General features: G+C 41.2%; 20 protein-coding genes and 1 pseudogene. 10 read left to right on the top strand and 11 right to left on the bottom strand.

Annotated elements, in window-relative coordinates; all coding sequences use genetic code 11:
• Positions 1 to 11: 11 nt before the first annotated feature.
• Together IGJ44_RS02775 and IGJ44_RS02770 are read right to left on the bottom strand one after the other, a co-directional pair.
• Positions 12 to 239, bottom strand: a pseudogene (locus IGJ44_RS02775) (glycoside hydrolase family 3 protein); the annotation flags it as partial.
• On the bottom strand, positions 217 to 2,778 hold the full coding sequence (locus IGJ44_RS02770; protein ID WP_430606078.1) for a bacterial Ig-like domain-containing protein: 2,562 nt from the start codon (positions 2,776 to 2,778) through the stop codon (positions 217 to 219). The gene IGJ44_RS02770 and the pseudogene IGJ44_RS02775, both read right to left, overlap by 23 nt.
• A gap of 267 nt (positions 2,779 to 3,045) precedes the next feature.
• Between IGJ44_RS02770 and IGJ44_RS02765 the strand changes: the two genes are divergently transcribed.
• The 3 genes from IGJ44_RS02765 to IGJ44_RS02755 all read left to right on the top strand — a co-directional run bounded on the left by IGJ44_RS02765 (position 3,046) and on the right by IGJ44_RS02755 (position 6,529).
• Positions 3,046 to 4,551: a helix-turn-helix domain-containing protein gene (locus IGJ44_RS02765; protein WP_086294568.1), complete on the top strand. Its 1,506-nt coding sequence runs from the start codon at positions 3,046 to 3,048 to the stop codon at positions 4,549 to 4,551.
• Positions 4,552 to 5,010: 459 nt separating this feature from the next.
• The gene (locus IGJ44_RS02760; protein WP_086294567.1) at positions 5,011 to 5,886 is read left to right on the top strand and encodes a LysR family transcriptional regulator; all 876 of its coding nucleotides are present in this window, start codon (positions 5,011 to 5,013) and stop codon (positions 5,884 to 5,886) included.
• Between the two features lie 490 nt (positions 5,887 to 6,376).
• A complete protein-coding gene (locus IGJ44_RS02755; RefSeq protein WP_010748814.1) occupies positions 6,377 to 6,529 on the top strand; it encodes a hypothetical protein in 153 nt (50 codons plus the stop codon).
• 51 nt (positions 6,530 to 6,580) lie between these two features.
• Here IGJ44_RS02755 and IGJ44_RS02750 read toward each other — a convergent pair whose 3' ends face one another.
• The 4 genes from IGJ44_RS02750 to IGJ44_RS02735 form a co-directional block, all read right to left on the bottom strand.
• On the bottom strand, positions 6,581 to 7,114 hold the full coding sequence (locus tag IGJ44_RS02750) for an IbrB-like domain-containing protein (RefSeq protein ID WP_005227576.1): 534 nt from the start codon (positions 7,112 to 7,114) through the stop codon (positions 6,581 to 6,583).
• Positions 7,041 to 7,532, bottom strand: a complete 492-nt coding sequence (locus tag IGJ44_RS02745) for a hypothetical protein (protein ID WP_005227570.1) — start codon at positions 7,530 to 7,532, stop codon at positions 7,041 to 7,043. The genes IGJ44_RS02750 and IGJ44_RS02745 overlap by 74 nt, the downstream gene beginning before the upstream one ends.
• 36 nt (positions 7,533 to 7,568) lie before the next feature.
• A complete protein-coding gene (locus tag IGJ44_RS02740) occupies positions 7,569 to 8,876 on the bottom strand; it encodes a DUF3440 domain-containing protein (protein ID WP_086294566.1) in 1,308 nt (435 codons plus the stop codon).
• Positions 8,877 to 9,199: 323 nt separating this feature from the next.
• Positions 9,200 to 9,658, bottom strand: a complete 459-nt coding sequence (locus IGJ44_RS02735; protein ID WP_086294565.1) for a hypothetical protein — start codon at positions 9,656 to 9,658, stop codon at positions 9,200 to 9,202.
• A gap of 957 nt (positions 9,659 to 10,615) precedes the next feature.
• Between IGJ44_RS02735 and IGJ44_RS02730 the strand changes: the two genes are divergently transcribed.
• Positions 10,616 to 10,804, top strand: coding sequence for a hypothetical protein (locus IGJ44_RS02730; protein WP_005227564.1), 189 nt, complete (start codon positions 10,616 to 10,618; stop codon positions 10,802 to 10,804).
• A gap of 415 nt (positions 10,805 to 11,219) precedes the next feature.
• Here IGJ44_RS02730 and IGJ44_RS02725 read toward each other — a convergent pair whose 3' ends face one another.
• On the bottom strand, positions 11,220 to 12,146 hold the full coding sequence (locus tag IGJ44_RS02725; protein WP_167827340.1) for a LacI family DNA-binding transcriptional regulator: 927 nt from the start codon (positions 12,144 to 12,146) through the stop codon (positions 11,220 to 11,222).
• A gap of 224 nt (positions 12,147 to 12,370) precedes the next feature.
• On the bottom strand, positions 12,371 to 13,378 hold the full coding sequence (locus IGJ44_RS02720; protein ID WP_016609719.1) for an AraC family transcriptional regulator: 1,008 nt from the start codon (positions 13,376 to 13,378) through the stop codon (positions 12,371 to 12,373).
• A 174-nt stretch (positions 13,379 to 13,552) separates the two neighbouring features.
• Between IGJ44_RS02720 and IGJ44_RS02715 the strand changes: the two genes are divergently transcribed.
• Together IGJ44_RS02715 and IGJ44_RS02710 are read left to right on the top strand one after the other, a co-directional pair.
• Positions 13,553 to 15,889 (top strand): family 78 glycoside hydrolase catalytic domain, encoded by a 2,337-nt coding sequence (locus IGJ44_RS02715; RefSeq protein ID WP_430606076.1) that lies wholly within the window; start codon positions 13,553 to 13,555, stop codon positions 15,887 to 15,889.
• Complete coding sequence (locus tag IGJ44_RS02710; protein WP_167827337.1) at positions 15,882 to 17,093, top strand: MFS transporter; 1,212 nt, start codon at positions 15,882 to 15,884, stop codon at positions 17,091 to 17,093. The genes IGJ44_RS02715 and IGJ44_RS02710 overlap by 8 nt, the downstream gene beginning before the upstream one ends.
• 78 nt (positions 17,094 to 17,171) lie before the next feature.
• On the opposite strand, the gene IGJ44_RS02705 is transcribed toward IGJ44_RS02710, so the two are convergent.
• From IGJ44_RS02705 to IGJ44_RS02695, 3 genes are all read right to left on the bottom strand, one after another.
• Positions 17,172 to 19,529: an HAD-IC family P-type ATPase gene (locus IGJ44_RS02705; protein ID WP_167827336.1), complete on the bottom strand. Its 2,358-nt coding sequence runs from the start codon at positions 19,527 to 19,529 to the stop codon at positions 17,172 to 17,174.
• Positions 19,530 to 19,951: 422 nt separating this feature from the next.
• The gene (locus IGJ44_RS02700; protein WP_167827335.1) at positions 19,952 to 20,464 is read right to left on the bottom strand and encodes a ClbS/DfsB family four-helix bundle protein; all 513 of its coding nucleotides are present in this window, start codon (positions 20,462 to 20,464) and stop codon (positions 19,952 to 19,954) included.
• Between the two features lie 15 nt (positions 20,465 to 20,479).
• The gene (locus IGJ44_RS02695) at positions 20,480 to 20,908 is read right to left on the bottom strand and encodes an effector binding domain-containing protein (RefSeq protein ID WP_167827334.1); all 429 of its coding nucleotides are present in this window, start codon (positions 20,906 to 20,908) and stop codon (positions 20,480 to 20,482) included.
• A gap of 93 nt (positions 20,909 to 21,001) precedes the next feature.
• Between IGJ44_RS02695 and IGJ44_RS02690 the strand changes: the two genes are divergently transcribed.
• The 4 genes from IGJ44_RS02690 to IGJ44_RS02675 all read left to right on the top strand — a co-directional run bounded on the left by IGJ44_RS02690 (position 21,002) and on the right by IGJ44_RS02675 (position 23,445).
• A complete protein-coding gene (locus IGJ44_RS02690; RefSeq protein WP_167827333.1) occupies positions 21,002 to 21,910 on the top strand; it encodes a WYL domain-containing protein in 909 nt (302 codons plus the stop codon).
• A gap of 40 nt (positions 21,911 to 21,950) precedes the next feature.
• Complete coding sequence (locus IGJ44_RS02685; protein WP_074536587.1) at positions 21,951 to 22,469, top strand: helicase; 519 nt, start codon at positions 21,951 to 21,953, stop codon at positions 22,467 to 22,469.
• Positions 22,470 to 22,568: 99 nt separating this feature from the next.
• Positions 22,569 to 23,030 (top strand): GNAT family N-acetyltransferase, encoded by a 462-nt coding sequence (locus IGJ44_RS02680; protein WP_060792756.1) that lies wholly within the window; start codon positions 22,569 to 22,571, stop codon positions 23,028 to 23,030.
• Positions 23,031 to 23,091: 61 nt separating this feature from the next.
• Positions 23,092 to 23,445 (top strand): DUF3784 domain-containing protein, encoded by a 354-nt coding sequence (locus tag IGJ44_RS02675; protein ID WP_074536588.1) that lies wholly within the window; start codon positions 23,092 to 23,094, stop codon positions 23,443 to 23,445.
• The last annotated feature ends 116 nt before the right edge of the window (positions 23,446 to 23,561 follow it).

Raw genomic sequence — 23,561 nt, 5'->3', positions numbered from 1 at the left:
TCTTATAAAAGTTATTTTGCTCTAGCTAAAAAGTCCCCACAAAATGGATCGATCGGGCTCTTACCTTTAAACGGTTCTTTCCCTAGCAATTTCTGGATTATAGCCTCCACTGTTTCTGGATTTCCTGTATACGCATTGATAAAAGTTGAAACATAAGGGATGTCAAATAAGTGATAGGGATTGGCAGTAGAAACAAAAATGGTAGGGAGATCCTTTTCATACCAGGAAGCATTGCTTGATCGTTGAATCGTGAACTTTTAGGGATGTTTGATCCGCTTTGACAATGATAATGGCTTTGCTTTCTACACTATGATAACTGTAAGTGACCTCGTATTCGCCAGCTTTTGTTGTATCTGCTTTGCCTGTAACAGTGATATCCCCAAAATCAACAGGTTTACCATCCCGATCCGTTGCGCTGTCAAAGTTGTCTTTGGCTTCCCATTGTTCCCCTGTGTACAACTCGCTATCGTGGACTTTAACTATCGTTTGATCGGCTTTTACGGTGATTACGGCTTTGCTTTCTACACTATGATAACTGTAAGTGACCTCGTACTTGCCTGCTTTCATTGTGTCCACTTTGCCTGTAACGATGATATCCCCAAAATCAACAGGTTTACCATCCCGATCTGTTGCGCTATCGAAGTTGTCTTTGGCTGTCCATTTTTCTCCTGTGTACAACTCGCTATCGTGAACTTTAACTGCCGTTTGATCCGCTTTGACAATGATAATGGCTTTGCTTTCTACACTATGATAACTGTAAGTGACCTCGTACTTGCCAGCTTTTGTTGTATCTGCTTTGCCTGTAACAGTGATATCCCCAAAATCAACAGGTTTACCATCTCGATCCGTTGCGCTATCGAAGTTGTCCTTGGCAGTCCAGTTTTCCCCTGTGTACAACTCGCTATCGTGAACTTTGACTGTCGTTTGATCCGCTTTGACGGTAACAAGGGCTTTGCTTTCAACGCCGTGATAGCTGTAAGTGACCTCGTACTTGCCTGCTTTCATTGTGTCCACTCTGCCTGTAACGATGATAACCCCAAAATCAACAGGTTTACCATCTCGATCCGTTGCACTATCGAAATTATACATAGCTTTCCAGTTTTCCCCTGTGTACAACTCGCTATTGTGGACTTTGACTGTGGTTTGATCCGCTTTGACGGTGATAATGGCTTTGCTTTCTACGCCGTGATAGCTGTAAGTGACCTCGTACTTGCCTGCTTGCGTTGTATCGACAGTCCCCGTGACAGTGATATCCCCATATTCCACAGCTGAACCATCCCGATCCGTTGCGCTGTCGAAGTTGTCCTTGGCTTCCCATTGTTCCCCTGTGTACAACTCGCTATTGTGGACTTTGACTGTCGTTTGATCCGCTTTGACGGTGATCACGGCTTTGCTTTCTATCCCATCATAACGATACACTACCTCATAGGTCCCCGCTTTCTTGGTATCCACGCTTCCGTCAACGCTCACATCGGCAAAAGCAACTGGATGGTTGTCCCGATCGACGGCTTGGTCGAAGTTATCTTTTGGGGACCAATTTTCGCCGACGTACAACGAAGAATCGTGAACAGTAATCGCAGTGAATCGAGGTTTGACGAGGACCGTTGCCTCTTTGCTTACATTGTTTAAGTGGTAGCTGATTGTATAAGTACCCGCTTGACTAGTATCGACTTGCCCAGACACACTGCCGCCCTCAGCGAGGAATTCCTCGTAAGTCAGTATTTTTCCTTCTTTTGAGACTGCTTGTTCAAAATTATCCGCGGCTTTCCATGTATCTCGTTCATAAACCGTGGTATCTTTCACGGATAGCGCTGTGAAGTCCGTTGGTGCTTTTTGATAGACGTAGGTCACTGTCGATTCGCCTCGAGGAAAATTTCCTTTGGCATTCGTCGGTAGTTGATTGGTATCAAGAACGTACCCTGGAATTTCTGGAATAAACGCACTTGTAGAGACATTATAGGATTCATTGGTGCTATTATGGATGGTTTGAGAAGGATAGATTTCCATCCCTGATTCATCCACATATTTAACCGTCAAATGGCTATTCGTAAAGCGAACATTATATGTCTCCGTAAACAAAAGGTTTCCGTTAACGTCGGTATATTCTAAAACCGCTGTTAGACCGTAATAGTTGATCGTAAAACCTGTAAAGCTTGTCCAAGATATATTTAATTGATTGGTACCAGTCACTTCACTTGTATACCATAGCCCCACCAGCATGTATACCTTATCCGTTTTGTAGACATAAAAATCTTCTGTCAACTGCGGGTCTTGGTATAGTGTTTGGTGTGCGTATTTTTCCGGGATTGGCAAATCCAAAACCAGTGCTTTATACTTGATCGGATCATATTCTACAGTCAGATCGTAGTTGAAACTCTCGATACTCTTCGTTGATTCTGCAGCGAAAGGTTGACTATCCGTAGATTCTACATTGGTTTCAGCAGATGGGGCAGTAACTGAAATTTGAGTTTTTTCTGCAGTATCAGCTGTGTTAGATTGATTTGTTTCTGGGTTTGAAGTGGTGGTCACCACTTCACTTGCGGTTGTTTCGGAAGATACGACGTCAGCATTTCCTTCTTGGGAATTTGTCTTTTCTCCTGTGTCCATGCTTCCTGTTGAATCTGTCAGCAAGGGAACGGTGGAGTCTATGGATGGTGTTTGCTGCTCTGTTTGTTGTGTTTCTGTTGCCTGAGCGATCGGCCATGTGCTTGGAAAGGTTGTCCCTAAAATCAGCATCCCTACTAAAGCGCTCTTACTTATAACTACGCGTTTCTTCATTTTCATTTTTTCTCCTTTTTCTTTTCCCCAACGTTATTCACACTTATCTTTGGACCAATCTATCCAAGCGTTTTAGGTCTGCAACTGGCAAGGTTGTTTTTTCTAAAAAAGCTGTTTTCAATGACTGCTTCACACTCGATAAAACATGCGGCGCACCTTTAACATGAAATCCGCCAATTTTCAAGGGATAAGACTTCTTGATTGGCGCAGAGTATTATATAATTTACTTAAAACGAGCGTAATTTCAATGGATAGGTGGTGACTTCAATGTTAGAAAATTTATCTATCAACTTGCATCGGGACAAAGCATTTTCTCGACAAGTAAAAATCTTGCAAGTGCTAAATGCTGCACCGACAGGGTATCATCCACAAGAATTAGCGACATTACTGGGTCTATCTTTGCCTACAGTTACCAAAGAGCTGAGTATATTAAGTGACAGTTTGCCAAAAGAACTGGTCAAGATCACACTCTCAGAAACGAACATCGTCTCGATCGCTTATGCGCCGAACGCTTCCATCAATTCTGCCATTCAGTATCTGGGGATGGAAACGCTGGAGTTTAAAATCATGACGAGTATTATTGATAATAAAAAATACTCTATTCACCGAGCAACGATTGAATTCGGTTATTCTCGCAGTCATCTTTTACGGACGATCAGCTACATGAACAAGTCGTTGCAAACCTATTCTGTAACTATTGCCACGAATCATCTTGACTTTATTGGTACCGAAGCGGACATCCGATTTTGTCTGTTCGTCTTTTTTTCTGCTTATGGCGATAGCACGATTTTAGATAAGGATAGTCCTGCTGATGCCCGTCTGCTGGTCCAAAAAGCCAAAGAAGCCAACAAGAAAGATTTGCATTACAGCCATTACCGACTTGCTCTGTGGTTAAGTATCGCCAAGCGTAGGTGGCGCTATTCTTACTTTTTGACCTTGCCGCCGTCTTTAGAACGCAATCTATTGGAGAAAGAACGCTTCGCTATTTTCTCAGAAATATTAAACGAACATTACTTGAAAAAATACCGAATCATCCACTTGCCGCAACAAGAACTACTTTGGATCTTTGTCAATGCGCTCCACTGTCTTTCCTATAGTACGATGGACATCAATGGAGAAAACGATGCGGATTACATTTTTCACCATACAGAAAGACCAGAAATTATTGCAGAAGCGGCTGCCTTTTTAGAGAAATCTGGCGTCGCTATTCCACCTGCAGCCGCCCACAAGATCGTCGCGTATCTCGTAAATCTTCGCCTGCTGACGATGATTTCTGCCAATTATGAGTTTGCTGATCCGCAGATCAAAGCCTTTGTTGAAACGACATTCAAGACGGATTACCTTGCTTGGAATGAGTGGTTGAAACCCTTCAACGATCAAAGCCGCTTCTTTTCCTTTACTCACTTGGAACATATCGCAGTCACATTGACTTTGTTAAGCGAGTTAGCGCCTAATCCCCAGCTGAAAAAACACCTCAAAGTAGCCTTTGCTTTTCAAGGCGGTGCTGGTCTAGATGCTTTCTTAGCCGCATCAACGGAATTATTTAAAAACGACCATACAGAAATCAGTTACTTTTTTGAAGTCGCTCCTGATGAACAAGAATTGATCCATCGGGAAATAGATTTGATCGTTAGCAATTTTGACTTACATCTGAAAAGCAACTCCAAATTTCAGCAACTGCGCATTTCCAATGTCCCCACCCTTTCGGACTGGACGATCATCCACAAAACGATTGAACAGCTGATTCAGCCAAGAATCACACCGATTCGTTGACCTAAGGAAACTGACGGCCTTCTTGAAGGAAGCGCCGCCAGTTTTTCATTGCGCGGTTTGCTATTTTGACCCTTTCCTAAGTATCCATTTTTCTTTTCTCTTAGCGTGTCTATTTTTTTCACATCAGAAAAAAATCAGACCTTTTTTGCAAGATTCCTCTCCTAATAAACGCTTTTCCATTCAAGCGCAGCGGAGAAAACCACTGTCTTGTTTTTATGTGCTGTTCGTAATCCCTGAAAAGTTGGCCTGCTTCGTGGATTTTTTAATAAATGAAATTTTAGCGGATATCCTTAGCCACAAATGTGAAATTCGTTATTTTAAAAGCAAAGAAACATACGGTCATAACAGACTGCATGTTTTAAATAACTTTTGTATCTAATTTTTTTATTTACTAGAAAAAAAAGAAATTTTCTCCCCGCTCCTTTTTTGTATAATAGGTAAAAAGAGAGGGGAACAAACGTGGATTTTATCAAGGAGCTGCAATCCTTCAAAACAATCGTCGAGGAAGGTACGTTTACTAGAGCTGCCGCCAAACTAAACTATGCCCAGTCGACCGTTACGAACCATATCAAAAAGTTAGAAGACGAATTAGAAGTAGCGTTATTTTTGGAAGGAAAAAGCAATGTATTGACCTTGGAAGGCGAATTGTTGAAACAGGAAGTACCCGAACTGATTGCCCACTGGGAGCGGGTCAAAGAACAGTTGATCAATGCTTCCCATACGGTCGAGTATTCGTTGCGGATGGGCATCCTTCAACCCTATGACATTTTGGTTTTGCCTGCACTGCTTCACGATTTTTCGCAGCACTATCCAAAAATAAACTTCGAGATCATCGTGGGCTCAACACTGGAATTAGCCAATGCACTAAATGAAAACCGAATCGATTTCGCCTTATGCTCACTTCCTCACGAGAAACATTTTGCCTACGAGGAATTGTTTCAAGAAGAGCTTTGCTGCATTACCTCAATCTCAAACCCATTAATCATCAATAAGCTAGCCGACCTTGAAGGGAGCCATCTCTATCGTTCCAAGTCTGATTGTCCAGCTCGCACAAAAATTGAAAGCTATCTTGACAATCAGGTTCCTTCGATCCATTGGGAGTCTGTCAGCAATATCAGTACGATTCCTTACTTGATCGAACGAACTGGATACTGCAGTCTGATCCCTCGTTCCATCATTGAGCAAACTCATGCTCGAGTAAAAATCGTCTCGCTTCCTTTGCCTGATCCCCACATGTCGATCGGCTTATTGTCAAAACATCCACTGATGCTTTCTCCCAGCATCACAAAAAATTTTGTCATCGAGCTAAAAATGCGCTTACTATCTTTGTTATAAAACGGTTTTAATCCGCATTGATTTTTATGCAATTATGCTTTTTCCGGAAAAATAATGTCAGTCATTTTGTAAACCTCGTCACAGTGGGAAACAAAAGAGCTGCACCAAGTCTTTACATATTAAAGACGTGGTGCAGCAAGGCTTTTGAATTCGCTTACGGTTATAAAGTTACGAAATAGTATCTTTTTTCTCGATTCGATTTTTTGTTATCATTTTACTTTTTTTATGCAACCTGATACGATTATTGATGTAAATCGAAGAAAAATTAGAAAAGGTGTCGTTATTCTTAACATTTCCGATTTTTTCTCCGATTGTAAAAAATAGAAACGTATTTTCATTATTTATAAAGTATACTCAATTTTGAAGCGACGGGGTCTCAAGAAACTGAGGCTTGTACCCCGCAGGGCAAAGTCTTTGGGTAGTTATTGCTCAAGGAAGCTGTTTTTGCAATTGTCAGAAAAAATAGACGATGAGAAAAGGAGGAAAAACCATGTTTATCATTGAAGCGATCTTCAGCTTTCTAAGAGACGCATTAGGTGTGATCCTAGCTATTCTCTTAGGGACGCTTTGCTTGTCGATGGTGGTCAATTTGATCGTTATCGTTGTAAAAAACACCTATTCAAAATTTAAAAAGAATTATTAACGAATCGCTATCTTCTAATAGATAGCTTTTTTAAATAGTTTTTTCAACCTCTCAGGTCTCTTTTTTGCCTTTGTAATATCTTTTTTCAAACTCAATCCAAGACTTGCTGAATTCATGGTTAGAAAAGGCACTTTTTAAACCTGAACGCTGCTTAAAGCGAAAGACCTCTTCACGATCCATCCCCAATTCCTTGGCAATTCGTTCATCCGACCACTCGTTAGCCACCAACTGCTGCACGATATTTCCCATCTTCTCGATGCCATGGGTACCACGTGCTCGATTGTGGCGAATCGTTGAAGCGATGCGATTCTCAAAAGGCTTATCGATCACCGTGACCGGAACGCTTGGCAATTCCAAACGATCTTTTGCTACGATGTACCGATGAAACCCATCGATCAAAATATACTTGTCTTGCTCCTTATCGTGGTAACAAACCAATGGCTGCGTAAAGCCATCTTCTCGAATCGACAGTTCCAGTAAATCCATTTCTGGAGCAGCCACGGTGTTGGGGTTATACGTATTCGCGTGAATCTTGCTGACTGGGATCAGCTTCGCCGCTAACACTGGAAAATCGATATCGCTCATGAGGTACTACACTCCTTTTTAGAAATGAATAATTTTTTGTTTGCCGATAGACCGCAAACCCTTTTGACTCCAAAAGTGCAATTTCACTAGGCTGGTTACTAGAAGCGAGAATCTCTGCTTCTGGGTAGTTGCGGCTGATATCCACCAGCATCTTCCGTAAAAGAAACTTTTTAAATTGAGCGGCTGGATCTTTTTCATAGAATTCCCCTAGCTCCACTTTGTTGGCGCCTTTTTCATAATAAGAAAAAGCAGTCACCCGTTTTTCGTCATCAAGAATCACGTACCAGTAGCAGTTCTCATCATTGACTAAGTACGGAAATTGCTGCTGATACACCCGTTCCGCAAAAAAAGCCCCCATCAATTGATAGAATTGGCTTTTCTTATACGGTGGAAAAAATAAAACCAATCGTTCGTTCACAAAACCCTTCCTCTCTAAGGACGCACTCGTCCATCGTTAGGTGATTTTTTTCGTTAAATACTCGTATTTGGCATTCAATTTTTTCAACTGATACTTGGGTAAATGCTCGATCCCCAAAGCCGCCCCAAAATCGACCGCCAACTCATACAATTCAGACTCATCTTTTTTCGTCAAACTATATTGTCGCGTACTCAAAGAAAAATCATTTTTTTCTAACGCACGAGCGATCCCTTTCCAGTCATGCCAGAGTACTTCGTTTTTCAGCCAGTCCTTACGTTTGGTCACATCGGGTATATCTTCCACTTCGATCCCGTGCTTTTCTCGATAATGATCAATCAAAATCGTGATTTTGCGGTAATAATGATCCTGTAATTTCTTTGAATAAAGTCCAATTGATTCCAGTAAAAAGACCGCATACTCTTGCCAAGTCATATGACTGGGCTTTCTCGTATTGTAATGCGCCAATAATCCCGTCTGGGCATACAATCGACCAAAATTGGCTCCTGACACACGATTGACGACGCGTTCCCACGTTTCCGGTTCCACCAAAGCATATTGGTACAAGCCTTTACGTTGCTGCATACCGTAAGGCTGACAGATCCGCATTTGATGGATCGGAACGCCATGATCATACAACTTTTCATAAAAGCCATTGATCGGCCAGTCAAAATGGGCATAGGCTCCCCAGACATCTTCGGTCTTCCAATCATAGATTGGGTAAAAATTAACGACCATTGAATCTGCTACTTGCCGTTTGATCCAGCATTGCTTCCGAAAGTTATACTTTGGCGATGTGATCGATCGATACCGATACAGACTTTCCTGGGTTCGTATCCCCACACCACAAGCAACCGGCTCAAACTGATGATAGCTTGCGTACCAATGAGCAAAGTTTCGTAAAAACTTATCAGGGTTCATATTTGCACTCTGATAGATTTCCATCAATGATTCATCCAAATCAGCAAGTGAAATCGCATCTTTAGGCATCGGCTGTACCCACTTCTCACGTTCTTGTTCATCCCACATCAGCCATTGTGGCTGAAAGACGCTGGTATTGTTGTCCTCGTAAAAGGGCAAACAGAAGTGGAAGGTTTGATTGATACTTGGTAACGCTTTGATTTTTTCCATGAACGTTCTCGTAGCATCATAATTTGCCTCGATATCTAAAATCAGCAGATCAAAGGTTTTCTTTTTGTTCTGTGCGACTTGGTCAGCCAACTGGATCATGGCCCCGCTATCTTTTCCACCACTGAAAGAGAAATACACATGGGGAAACGTATCAAAAATATATTCCAAACGCGTCATCGCCGCTTCTAGCACATTTTCCTTACAATATTTCTTCATAAAAGCTCATGTCCTCATTTTATTTGTCCTTTTTTTGAATAAGTATTACATTCTAGTATAAAGTTTCACTTGGCTTCTTACAAGGACTTAAGGGAGATTTCCCTGTTATTTCATACAGCGACATGTTGAAATACGCGCGCTCATTATCGGATAATCAGTCAACTACAGGCTAAAAAAAGCAGAGATATCAATTTTTTAAACTTCATAATCGCTGCTTGCTACTGATACATCTGCTCTTTTTTGAATCACAAAAAGATAGCCTGTTTTTTCTATGATTTAGCTAATAGAAAGCAATACCATCAACCTGATTATCCGTTCATTCATCACATGTACTTAATTTTCCATAACAGTGAAATTTCTTTGCTGAGGTCTTTGAGCTTCATAGCCTTTTGGATATTCTCAGACATCTTCTTGTAATTACTGATTTTTTCTTCTTTGGGCAGCAGTACATATTCTCGCTTGATTGCTTCAAACTTGTCTTCATGATCGATCACCAGAAGTTGCGTGATCAGATCATGGGCGATCCACCGATGATAGGAATTTTTGTGGGTATGCAGTGCCCAGATCCGTTCCCACTCATCATAAATCAGCTCAGGGTTTTTAATGGCTACTTCTTTAATGATCAAATAACTATTAAAATACTCATTGATATGATTTTGGCCATCAACGACATTCTCCACTAGCTTCTCCCTTACCTTTCGATCATCGATCGCAGTTTGCACAAACGGTTTGGGATCAAACGATGTCGTTTGAAAATGACGCGCGATTTCTTGGTAGTCCATGCTTTCACCTTCTTTAAATGATTGATTTGCAGCAATTACTTTTTTTATCCATATCTTCATTTTAACAGAATCTTTGTACGAAAAAAGCGCTTTTTTGATTGCTTTTACGTTCCTTAAACGTTGGTCTCCTGTACCATTAGAGAATGATAATTCGTTGGCGCGTATTTTTCCTGGCAATATCCAATTTAAAATCGATCAAAAGAAACAGGGAAATCCCTCAATGAAAAGAAGGATTGTAGTCTTTCATCCAATGATCCATTGAGTGCTGACATTGGTTTCTTTGTAGTTTGTGATTTCTTACTCCATCGTATTCTTGACCTTGCGTCTGTAAAAGAGCGCCTGTACTAATAATTTTCTCAATGAAGAATGTGATAAAAATGACATAAAAAAGGAAGTCCCATGACGGGACTTCCTGAGTTTCGTTTCTTCAAACACTATTTTACGCATAGCTGCGAGATGCTGGATCACGCGTCCTTTCTCCGAATACCTCGGTCGGTAGGCATTTTGATCCATTGTTCGGGTGGACGTTTTCTGATTTTTTTTGGTGCAAACATCAGTTGAACCGTTCTTTTGACAAAGTTATTTCGGTATACGTTTTCCATAACTTGCACGCCCTTTTCAATTGAATTAGGAAGTGGTGACACCGATCGTTCTTCCTACCTTTATTATAAGCGTGAAGACGGGACAAAACAAACAATATAGCTGGGGATTTCTAGCTTTCTTTCCCTCAACTTTGTAGTCGATCGCTCGCTAAATTGGTACGATCCATTGAATAATATTCAACTAGCCATCGTATATTTATTGAAAATCCAAATGAAAAATTACAGAAAAGGTTGATTTTCACTCGAATAAACAGCCGAAAGGACGAGTTTTTGAATGAAAAATCGTTTCACTTTACTTTTTCTTAAATTTTAATTATTATTCTTTTGAAATAAGATTAATGAAGGAGATAAAAACATGGAAAAATACCAAGTGTTCCCTGGTCAAAACTATCAGGCAAATGTTATTGGCTTTACCGGTTTACAAGAAGTTAGTGTGATTCATGTTTACGAAAATACTGCGACTGTTCTAATCAAAGAAACAGCTGAAACAGGTGTTGCGAAATTATGTAATTTTCTAGTGGGTGCAACACAATTAGTTAGTTGATGCTTTGTAATTAATCAAAACATGATGGAGCAATTTGCCATCCAGCATGTTGTAGGAAATCGCTCCAGAGAAACTCGTCTGTGAGATTGCCTTTTTCCTATTCATCAATTACAGTAGTATTTTTATTTATCTACTCAATATCTCTCTACTTTATATATAAATAGTGTTAGAATGAACAAAAGGAAACGTATCAGGCTTCCCCCAAGAGAATCTTCCCCAAGTACTCTTGTCTGATACGTTTCCTATTTTTGTGGCGAAAAAGCCACAGACCAATGGTAGCCCTTTACTCTGTGAAAAGCAAGCTTTCAAAATAAATTTTTTCTTTATTTTTTTATTTTATCTCTACAATTCCCCTTTAATAAGCAGGCAAAAACACACCTCTCGACAAAAAGGTGTGTTCTTTTTATAACAATGATTATTCACGAATAATAAGTTCGTAAGGCAGAATGATCTGCTCTTGTTTTCTTTCTTGAAACAAGCGAAAGGCTTCTTTGCCGCACTGATCCAGATGAAACTCAACGGAAGAAAAGTGCAGCATTTGACTGATGAGCAGGTTTTCTTGCCCAATCACGACGGGTGCTGTTCCGTGAGGGTATTGATTTAAGATCATCGCTGCGATCTCGTCCCCATTTGTGATCACCCCATCGATTCCTCGTTCCTTAAAAAATGCAGCTGCGGAAATCCCATCTTGTGCTTTGATACAATCCCAATAAATATCTGCTTCAGAAAAATTAGGAAACAGCTCCTTGGCTTTTGCGATCGTGTTGACTGAATTGCAGCTGAGGCGTTTGCTGCGCCCTAGCGTCAGTCCCAAGCGTTTTACACCTTGTTCTTTCAAATAATTGATACTGGCTGTCACAGAGCCGACCAAGTCGATCGCAACGAAAGGAACGGCAGTACCGGTCGAATTTTCACAAAAAACAATCGGTCCTTTTTCCATGTAGGGATAAAATGTCTCGATATGATTTGCGCGGGTGATGACGATCAAGCCGTCAAATCCCTTTGCAGCGAATTCTTCTAGATATTCTAGCTCCAGCTTCCGATCAAAATTGGTCGGAAGCAACGTCACCTTGTATTTTTGGGCAAAGGCTTCTTCCATGATGCCATTTAAAATTCCATCAAAGAAGGCGTGATTGACAAACGGTACGATGACTCCAATATTATAGGTTTTCCCCGAGCTAAGTTTTTGGGCGATTTTATTCGGTTTGTAATCCAGTTCTTCCATCACCGCCAAAATCGCTGCTCGCTTTTGCTCATCAACATAAGGATGGCCATTGATCACACGAGAGACCGTCGTGATCGAAAAACCAGTAATTTTTGCTATATCGCGAATCGTTGCCATTTCTTTCATTCCTATCTGATTGTTTTGCTAATGACCTAAGTCTACCATAGAAAATTAGTTGTTCCACTTTCGACAATTTTCTGAAAAGGTCTCTTGATTGATTGTACGGTATGAAACGAGTTTCATAGCAAGACTATTGCCCACATTATTTTTCTTTAACTACTACCTAGCATACGAAAAAACTGCTCAACATTTCTAGAAGAGCAGTTCTCTTTGATAAGCGCTCAATTCATTTCTCTAAACTGCTTTGGCGAACAACCCGTTACTTTAAAAAAATAGCGATAAAAATTACTCAAATCGCCATAACCGACGAGCTCAGCAATTTCTTGGATGGGTAAGTTGGTTTGTTTTAAATAGACTTTGGCTTTGCTGATTTTCATTTCCAATATCAATTGTGAAAAAGTTTTACCTGTTTTATTTTTTAGAATACGTGCAATTTGTCGCTGGCTATAGTTGAACTTCTTAGATAAGTCGGCAATTGATACTTCTGCAAAATGATTCTGCAAATATTGAAGCATATCGATTATTTCTGACTCCTCTCCCGCTTCAGTATCTAGGCTGACTTGATTGGTTTGTAATCCCCTTAAAAGCCTGATAAAAAAAGTATCAAGAATATTCTTCAACATTCTTTGAGAATAACCATCTGTTTTATTGATTTCTTCTGTCATCAATAAAATTCCTTCTGATAAATCAGCAGCTGGCTTCGTATGAAAATAAAGAAATCGCTTGCTGTTTTCGTAAAGTGCATTTAAAAAGAAGTGCGATAAAATATCCTTATCCTCTAATAAACCGAAAAAAGAAGCATTGAATGTACTTTTACGAATCAAAATATTGAAAGCTTCTAAATCATCGGTAAATCCACTAATAGCATGGGTAGTCCTCGGTGCAATAATCACAACATCCCCTTTTTTCAATTCATAGGTCTGATTTTCAAAAAAATTATAACAGCTACCATTTAATACATAAATCATTTCAAAAAATTCATGTGCATGGTAATTTGCCGGTAAATAGCGAATGTGTCTAATCACTTGAATGTCAGCATCTTCTTCGATCAAGTAGTGCTCCGAGAGTTCTGGTCTGAATTCCGAGAAAATTTGTTCTAGGATCAACCGTTTGCTTGATGCTAAATTTTTGGGAATTACTTTGTCATGAAACGGTACCTGGAGTTCTAATTCTGGGCAAGCCAAATAAACTTCTTTTAATGCTTTTTCAAGAATCGTTAGTGTCGCCATTGTGAAATCCTCCAATGTCTTTTTTTACTAATCGGGTTGGCAATAATAGCTAAGACACAAAAAAGAATACCGCTTACAATTTAGGTATCAAAAACTTAGTAGTAATACTAGCAAGCCATTAAAAGAATTGCAAGCTTCATTTTTGGCAAATGTTGAAAAAAGGAAAGAAAATTTATGACAAAAACTTGGCAAGCAACTTGGATCGAACCGCAGCAAGAGCCAACTCGAAAAGAACCACCATTCAGTTTGACGGATATGTTTTCAGGAAAAAAAGTTGTGCAGGATCCCCCCGAAGAAAGGTTACTCCCACCACATTATTTAAAAAAGATATTCACTGTTGAAAACAAGTCTATCAAACAAGCATCCCTTACGATGACGGCACACGGCATCTACCAAGCAAAAATCAACGGGCAAGCTGTATCAGAAGCCTTATTTGCGCCAGATTATACCTCTTACACGCAGTATCTTCAATACCAGACATATGATGTGACTCACTTGTTAAAAGAAAAAAATGTTTGGTCAGTTACGTTAGCTGACGGTTGGTACGCCGGCAGGGTCAGTGTTAGTGGCGGCAGTGCTCAATTCGGTGATCGACTAGGTATCTTAGGAGAAATCGAAATCTACTATACCGACGATACGTATGAAACTATTGTGACAGACGAAGATTTTTTTAGCAGCCATGGCAAATATGTCTACAGTGATCTTTTTATTGGTGAAAAACAAGATTTGCGTTTAGAAAAGGAAAACTGGGAAACCGATTTTGACCTAACTGGATTTACGAAAGTATCAAAAGCAGATTATGGCTTCGATCAGTTGACTCCTCAAAGAGGACCGCAAGTCAAACGCCAAGAAAAGCTTGCAGCAAAGAGTATTTGGTGGGAAAAAGACGCAGTGATTGTAGACTTCGGACAAGTGATCGCAGGTCGTGTCCAGTTACAGATTCCATTGGCTGATGGACAGGAAATCACCATTGAGCATAGCGAAGTACTCGATCGGGAGGGACATTTTTTCAATAATATCGTTGGTAGAAATAAAGACCAAAAAGATGTATTTATTGGCGACGGCCGTGAAGCCTGGCTAGAGCCTGACTTTACCTTTCACGGATTTCGCTACATCAAAATTGACGGGCTTGACACCCTGCCTGATAAACAGTCTGTTTGGGCATACGCGATTTATTCTGATATGAAAGCAACCGGCTCTTTTACTACATCCAATCAAAAAGTAAATCAGCTGATTGAGAATATTCAATGGAGTCAAAAAGGGAATATGCTATCGATTCCAACAGATTGTCCGCAACGGGAACGGGTCGGCTGGACAGGTGACATTCAAGTGTTCGGTCCAACAGCAACTTTCTTTATGGATGTTTATGACTTCTTAGGTCGTTGGCTAGACAATGTCCGCTTGGAGCAACAAGCAGATGGACAAGTTGTCGATTATACCCCTGCCCCACGAGATTATTTTGAAGGGGAGTCACTTACTGGTTCTTTGTCTTCTGCTGGTTGGGGCGACGCAATCGTCTTACTTCCTTGGACATTGTATCAACGGTATGGCAAGTTAGAAATTTTAGCCGAGAATTATCAAGCAATGAAGCGTTGGCTCTCCTTTAGTCGAAAAAGCGCCGCTGGGGACAAGACGGATGACAAACAATATTTATGGGATACAAAGTTTCATTTTGGTGACTGGATGTTTCCTAGCTTTATGATCGGAGAAGATGCGAAAGGTCCGATGGAAACGGCACTCGTCACGAAAGACCTTTTCGGTACGGCTTTTCTAGCACACTCGTCTCAACTTTTTGCTCAAATCAGCCAGCTACTGGATGAAGAGGAAGAAGATTGGAATGATTTTAGTCATAAGGTAAAAGCTGCTTTTCAGAAATATTACTGGCGCGATGATCACCTTACCGCTGATTTTCAAGGAAGCTATGTGATCGCACTCGCGTTTGATCTTTTAGATGAAACAGCGTCAAAAGCTGCAGCAGCAAGACTATCCGAACTGATTATTGCAAACAATTATTGCTTAGACACTGGCTTTTTATCCATCCCTTATCTCCTTGACGTTCTTTGTGATTATGGCTATCAAGAATTGGCATTGAAGCTCTTACTACAAGAAGAATGCCCTTCTTGGCTTTACGAAGTCAATCATGGGGCAACCACGATTTGGGAGTCATGGGCATCGATTCAACCTGATGGTACAGTCTGTGATTTTTCTTTCAACCACTATGCATTTGGTTGCGTTGGGGATTGGCTAGTGAGACGTTTGGCAGGATTGCAAGTAACAGAACCTGGTTTCGCTTCTTTTACAATTTCACCGCTTGAGCAAAACGTGATCCCAAGTTATCACTTGAACTATACAACGGCATATGGTGACATTGAGATCGAACGAAGCAATGACCAATTCCATTTAAGAGTGCCACAAAATACGAAAGCAACCTTCCAATATGGAGAGACCTCAAGAGTGTTAACATCTGGCGAACACCATTTAACGATTAAAGGAGAGAAAATAGATGAATAAAACAAGACTAAAAATAGGAGTTCTCTGTTTGAGCTTTTTAGGCATGAGTTCTCTGGTCATCACAAATGCTTACAGTGCGATTATTTTAGATTTCCCCAATGAATCAGTGGCAAAAATCCAAATGATAGGTACGATTCCAAGGTTAGGATCAATGATCACAACGTTACTTGTCGGTATCTTAGCCATGAAATGTCCAAAGAAAGTTCTAGCTCTTTTAGGGGTTTTATTAACAGGAATTGGTGGATTAGTGCCTGTTTTCTTTCACTCTAGCATCAATATATTACTAGTATTTGCTTTTGTTTTAGGGATCGGACTTGGCTTCACGAATACACTTAGTCCAATGCTACTATCCGAGTACTTTGAGGGTGAAGACCGAGCAAGTTTGATGGGTATAGGTACATCTATTGGTTCTCTCGGATCGGTTGTCATGATGTTAGGTGGAAGCTTCCTCGGTGCCAATGAATGGCAAAATACGTATTACATTTTTCTAATCACTATATTAATTTTCTTTCTAATAGCAGTAAATCTACCGATGGATAAGGTAAAAACCAAGGATTCTACTAAAGCCGTTGACAAAGAAACAAATCCTTTCAACGTTTTGAAATCAATGAGTAAGCTTATTTACGTTCTTGCCATTTTATCATTCTTAATGACGTTCATTTATATAGTCTATCCAAGCAACCTATCTATTTTGGCTTATTCTAAGGGTATTGGGGGAACAAGCACAACAGGAGTGATTAATGCTGTTGGTACAGTCGGAGGATTTTTCGTTGGGTTCGCCTTAAAATACATTAACCGTGTGACCAAAGATAAAACACTAGCTTTAGGCTTCTTAGCAATGGGACTTACTTTCTTAGTTAGTCGTTTTTCTTCTACAATCTTTGGCATGTCAATTGGTGCAATTTTATCTGGATTTGCTATGGCAATGGTTATGGCTTCAATTCCGTTTTATATTTCATTGAAAGCTCGCCCATTTGAAATTGCTGTCGCTATGTCAGTATTTCAATTCCTTAGTTCATTGGGAGGAATTTTTACACCGATGGTCCTCGGCTGGTTGCAGATTGATCCGGGAGAGCAAGCTTTTCTATTTGGTGGAATTGTCTGCATAAGCATCAGCATAATAACTTTAATAACTCGTATTGGAAAACGTGCGTTAAGTCAAGAACCTGTAAATGAAAAATCACTATCCCAGAATCAAATTTAAACATCTCATGTACGAGTAATTGTTTTAACACCAAAACAAGCCTAAACCGACCATTTCGGGTTGATTTAGGCTTGTTTATTAGTTTTGCACTTTCTGCAGCGCTCGTTTCTTCGTATATCTTCGCATCAGCAGCTCGATGCCCTTATCCGCAAAGCGTTGCATGTAGGCGGAAAAATTCAACAAGGCAATCAAGAGGATGAGGTTGAGATAGCTGGTATTGCCTAGGTTAAAGAGGTCGCGACCGACGATCAAAGCAGCAAAGTACAAGATCTGAGTACTGAAAAAAATCATCGTTCGATAGCTGTTGATCGCTGGATAGACTTTTTTCTGGATCAAGCGATAGTTCCAAGCAGTAAAAATAATGCTCATGATCGATAGAGCTTTACTGCTGCTGTTGAACCAATAGCCAAAGTTGATGATCAGCAAAGTTCCTACCGTAATCGTCAAGGCTGTTGGAAAAGCATTTTTGAAAATCGTCGTCATAAAGTCCCCTTTGATCCGATTGAAATCTGGTTCAAAGTTCAAAAAGAAGGTCGGAATGCCGACAAAGCAGGCATTGATGATCGTTAATTGGATCGGCTCAAAAGGATAGGTCGTTCCTGATAACAACGTCCCCATGGTGATCATGATGGAGAATAAGACTTGCACTAGCACCAATGAACCTGAGCGGGTAATGTTATTGATCACTCGGCGGCCTTCATCCATGACCGATGGCAAAGCATCAAATTGATTTTCCAAAAGAACCAGATTTGACACTTGACGCGCAGCATCAACACCAGAAGCCATTGCGATCGAGCAGTCGGCTTCTTTCAGCGCCAAAACATCGTTGACGCCATCGCCAGTCATCGCGACAGTATGCCCTTGTTCTTTCAAGTAGAGCACCATTTCTTTCTTTTGTTGCGGCGTCACTCGACCAAAAATCTGATAGTTGCTGACAGCTTCTTTTAATTCGGTCGCAGTTAATTTTGACACATCGATAAAATCAGCTGCTCCTGGTAGATTGACTTTTTTCGCGATTTGACTGACTGTCACTGGATCATCGCCAGAGATGATCTTGCATTGGATTGCCTGTGAACGAAAATACTCCAAGGTCTCTTTGGCATCTTCACGGATCGTGTCTGACAGCAAATAAAAGCCCAGCGGTTCAATATCTGTCGGCAGTCCTGCCTCCTCATAGCCTTGCGTACTGTGCGCCAAAACGATCACCCGGTAGCCTTCTTCTGCCAGCTGTCTTTCCTGTTTTAAGACAGTTGCATGGCTAGTTCCTAGTAAAATCGACGCAGCCCCAATGAAATAAGTGCCTTGTCCTTCAAACGTGACGCAACTGAATTTACGATCTGATGAAAAGGGGACGACTTGCTGCATCTGGTACGTCGTTTTTTCTGGGAAAAAGGTTCGCAGCGCCATTGCCGTTGGGTTCTGATCGGGCAGCTGCGCCATTAAGTTACCAGTGATTTCTGCCAACGGTGTTTCTGAATGAAAGGAAATCGTCTTTTCCACCGTCATCTTGCCTTCGGTGATCGTGCCCGTTTTATCTAAGCAAAGAACATCGACCCGTGCCAAGGCATCAATGCAGTTCAATTCCTGCACCATCACTTTTTTGCGCGCCAGATAGACGGCACTGATGGTCAACGTGACACTCGTCAATAAAAACAAACCTTCGGGGAACATTCCCACAGCTGCCGCCACCGTCCGTAAGATGGCAGTATTGAAAGTTGCATGAGAGAAATAGAACTGTTTAACGAACAAGAGGGTACATAATGGGACCAAAATCAGACTGATCCAACGAATGATTTTGTTTAAACTGCCTTGGATCAAGTATTTTTGTCGTTTGATGGTTTTGGCTTCTTTGTTGATTTTTGCGATATAATTGTCAGCGCCTACGTGGATCACTTGGCATAACGCTTCGCCAGCAGTGATAAAACTACCAGAAAACAACTCGTCTGCTGGCTGCTTGTAGATCGTATCCATTTCACCAGTCAGCAAGGATTCATTGACCTCTAAAGATCCTTGAATGACTTTGGCATCCGTCGGCACTTGATCCCCGCTTTTCAGTCGTAACACATCATCCATTACGAGTTTGTGGATCGGCAAGTTCTCCAGCTTGCCATCCCGATAAACATCGGCTTTGGCAACTTTTAGCAATGCCAGCTTATCCAGCGTTCGTTTGGAACGAACTTCTTGAAAGAGATTGATGATCACATTGCTGAAGACAACAAAGACGAACAACCCGTTTTGGTAAGAACCCGTCAAACAGACGAGAAAGAATAGGACACAGTTGATCAAATTGAAAAAGGTAAAGATATTGGTAAAAAGGATTTTCGGGTACGTATTCGTCGTATCCTTTTTTGTCTTATTGACTTGACCGCGCTGCACCCGCGCCTTGACTTCTCCTGACGTCAAGCCAATGGTTTGGTTGTTTTCGATGATCCTCACCCTTTCTATTCTTAGTCATTTACTTTTATTTTGCTGAATATTCAGCAAACTTGCATCAGACTTGGGAATGGTTTTGTGTTTTTTCTATAAAACCAATTGGCGTCGATTGCGTAAGATACGCCATCGACTCCCCGCTTTTTTTCTGTAAAAAAACAAGTACTGTTTAAAATATAGCATACCCTTTTACGAATTGGCGTTTCATTTTTGTCACCTTCGCGTCACTTTAGGAATTAAAATAACAGTTTATTCCTTAACCTGAACCGACTAGACAATAAGCTATCATAGGCTTTCCAGGTGGTTTCTTGCGATGACACAAAACAAAAAAACAGCTGATCTTCGCAGATCAACTGTTTAACAATTCTTTAAGCCCACTGTTCCCTCAGTTGCTAAAAAACGCTCAACCAGCTTGCTTCGTTTATTGATCAATGCAGTGCTTCCTTTTTCCATTTTCGGATTTTCGTTCGGAAATTGGTAAACGGTGCTACTGTATTGATATGGATCCATTTATAGACTGGCCACTGTGCTTTGGTGGTTGCCCAATCCCGCTGCCCTGCTTCAAACAATTCCTGATCGGATAAGCCCTCGATCCACTGGCAAAGGGCCGTCACTTTTTGGTCTAAGAGCTCTTGTTGCTGAGCTAAGGTCAAACTGCCATATGTCTGATAAAAAGATTGATACAATCCGCCAAGGTTGTTCCATTTATACCCTTCAGCAGGTGTGTGAACGCTCATCCCTTGTTGTTCCTGTGCTTCCCATGACAATAACAAACTGACCCAGCCGATTTGGTAAGACAAGTTTTCTGAAGGGGTCTTATCGACCCCAGCTGTTCGCTGATTTCGTAACGCTTCGGGAATTTCAACAAATTCTTGGCGAAATTTTTGGTAACGTTCTGTGATCTCTTGGATCAGCGCTACTTTGCTTTCATACTGTCTCATTGTTTGTCCTCCTATTCAGGAAAATAGCTGCTCTTTGTCGCTTTCAGCAATGGCGATAAAAATCGTTACTTCGCCGTCTGGCGCATACTGTTCAAAATCAAAGGAATACCTGCGCTGCAGCTGCTGGTTTTCTTCCTCAGACCAGATTTGACGCCAAGTAGTCAAAATGCCCTGCGCATCGCGCCGATCGATCGGATACTTTTTCCAAGTATATTTTTCTGTATCAAAGTCTGCTTGCTCCGTTTCTTCGAAACAAAGCGAAACGGCATAGTCTCCTTGATAGTTTGACTCATACTCGTGGTAAACGCAAGCGATGACCGTTCCTTTTTCTGCGGCTTTCTTGACCGCCTCGCTGTTTTTCTCCCATAAGCCAGTGATTTTTGCTTGAATCGCTGGATCAGTAAAATTATTGGTTCTTTCCGTTGCTATTATCGAAAATTTCATTAGTGTTCCTCCTTCTTTGTCTTTATGATACGATAGAAACCTAGACACCTTCTGTCAGTGTTTTATCATCTTTTTATAAAAGGAGTAAACCAAGTGAGCACGACACGCCTGTTCGGCCTGATCTACCACCTGTTGAATCATGAAAAAGCAACCACTTCTGAATTAGCCAAACAATTTGAAGTCTCGACTCGCACCATCACCAGAGATATCAATACCCTAAGCAGTATTGGCGTGCCCATCTATACCGAAACGGGTCGAAATGGCGGCGTTTATCTGTTAAGCAGTTTTGTGTTGGATAAAGTGTTATTATCAGAGGAAGAACGGAAAAACCTGCTTTTGGCGTTGAAAGGGATTCGCCAGCTGACGCCACAGATCAGTGGGCAATCGCTGGCAAAACTGCAATCCTTGTTTAAGCAGCCCGATGCTGATTGGCTAGAAGTGGATTTTTCCACTTGGCATCGGCGAGAAAACGGCAACGACACGTTTGATTTATTAAAAAAGAGTATTTTAACGAACCACCTGATCACCTTTGATTATGTCAGTAAACAGGGACTGCAAAAACGCATCTGCCAGCCTTATAAATTGCTTTTTCGCTCGCAAGCTTGGTATCTGCAAGCCTTCGACCAGCAAAAGAATGCCTTTCGGACATTTAAAATCAGCCGCATGAGTCAGGTCCACGTCACTGACCAGCATTTTTTCCCAGTCACTGCGCCTGATTCTGCCATTGAGTTGACTGTTGACACCTATCCTGCGCGTCTATTCTTTCAAGCCGACGTTCTTTATCGGGTATATGATGAGTTCGATCATCAGGATATTACTTTGACGGAGGAAGGCACTGCTGTCGTTACCGTTGATTTGCCCGAGGAAAGCTGGGTAGTGCCCTATTTGTTCTCTTTTGGAAAAAGCCTACGCATTTTAAGTCCCCCTCGACTAAAGAATCGTTACCAAGAAGAAGTTGCTGCGATTTATGCCGATTTGTCCAAGAACGAGGGTGTAAACTGATTTTTCATAAAAAGGATCCCTATTGAAAGGAGTGTTTGATTTGAAGGAAGTGATCGTACAGTATGGCGGGGTTTCGCTAAACCGCCTTTGCCAGCAGTTGGAAGAAAATCAGATTCACTTAAACGCGTATGCCAACCAGCTCTTGCGCCATCCCCAGCTCTCCCTCAGTGCCGATAAACAGCGTGCTGCTTGTGTGATTGTTCCCCTTAAAGAACTGGGACTCCCCCAAGGTGGCTCTTTGACGGAGATTTTTGCAGCTGCGCCTTCTTATGGATTGACTTGTTGTACCTTGGAAATGGCCTTACACTTTCGTCTTAGCTATCGCCAACTGGCAAATAGTACCGGACTGAAATCCCAAGGAAAAGCGCCAGCTGCCGCAATCACGATCGCTTCTGTGCCTTTGGAAAAAACCGACGATTTCCCCAAAGGATTCTACGTTCGCCGCATCGATGGGGTTGACTGGTTGCGAGGCTATACTTGCGATGCACGACACCAGTTTGCACCGGATGACCTATTTTTGTTTCAACGACGAGAGCCGCTGCCAGAGCGCCTCAACTGAAGGGGAAACAAACCGTTTCATATCAAATGTCCTTGTTTCTCATTGCCTACAATCATTCTGTAGGTTAAGAAGAGCTGAAAAGGACAAAAGGAGAAATAGATGAACTTAATCCCAATGAAAGACAGCGACTACGCTGCCTACTTAACCAATGCAGTTTTCGAATACGCCAATGACAAAGTCCAAGCAGGCACATGGGCCAAAGACGAGGCCCTCGCCCTAGCCAAAGAAAGCTTTGCTTCTTTACTTCCTCAAGGGACTGCCACCGAAAACAATCACTTGTTTTCTTTATTTGCAGCTGATTTTAGTGAACCGATCGGGGTGATTTGGGTCAACACAGCTGCCCAGAAAGCCTTCATCTATGACTTTATCATCGAGGAAGACCAGCGAGGAAAAGGCTATGGCACCAAAGCGTTACAGGCTTTAGAAAAGTGGGCGATCCAGCAAGGCATCACTGAAATCGGCTTGCACGTTTTTGCCCATAATCAGTCTGCGTATCAGCTATACAAAAAAATGGGCTATTTGGAAACAGATATTACGATGGTTCGACGTTTCGCTGAATGAGTGGTGTTGAAACACGAAACCTAACGATCATTCTTGAACGATAAGAAAGGAGTGAGAAAACTTGTATTGGTTGATTTATCTTTTGGTCGTTGTATTTGCTCTCGGATGCTTTTTGTGTGGTGTTCAGTTTCGCAAACAAAAATGGGGCTTCTTGATAGCTGGATACAATGATTTGACTGAAAATCAAAAAGCACAAGCAGATAGTCAGGCAATCTCAAAATCAATGAGCAAATGCGCCTTTTGGACAGGTGTTTATGTTTTGTCTTTGGGTCTTGTGCTCTACCTGCTGCTTGAAGAAATCGGTGATTCGTCAATAATTAGGATAGTATGTGCCCTCCTTACCTTGCTTTTTGTTCTCTTCATTTTCAATGAAGTCCGAAAAAATCGTTCGTACTATTCGATAAATAAAGACTGAGATAAAGAGAGAATTTCTCGTTTTACTCATAAGGTATTTCTAAGCGATCACTGTAATCCAAGTTTTTTAACCAATGATTGGTTGTTTTAAACGAAAACATCTGAATGTGATCCCCC

Origin of the sequence: Enterococcus sp. DIV1368d (assembly GCF_050542975.1) — a bacterium.
Classification (GTDB): Bacteria; Bacillota; Bacilli; order Lactobacillales; family Enterococcaceae; genus Enterococcus_D; species Enterococcus_D casseliflavus.
Note: the sequence above shows the minus strand (reverse complement) of the source record. Positions and strands in the feature narration are given on the sequence as shown.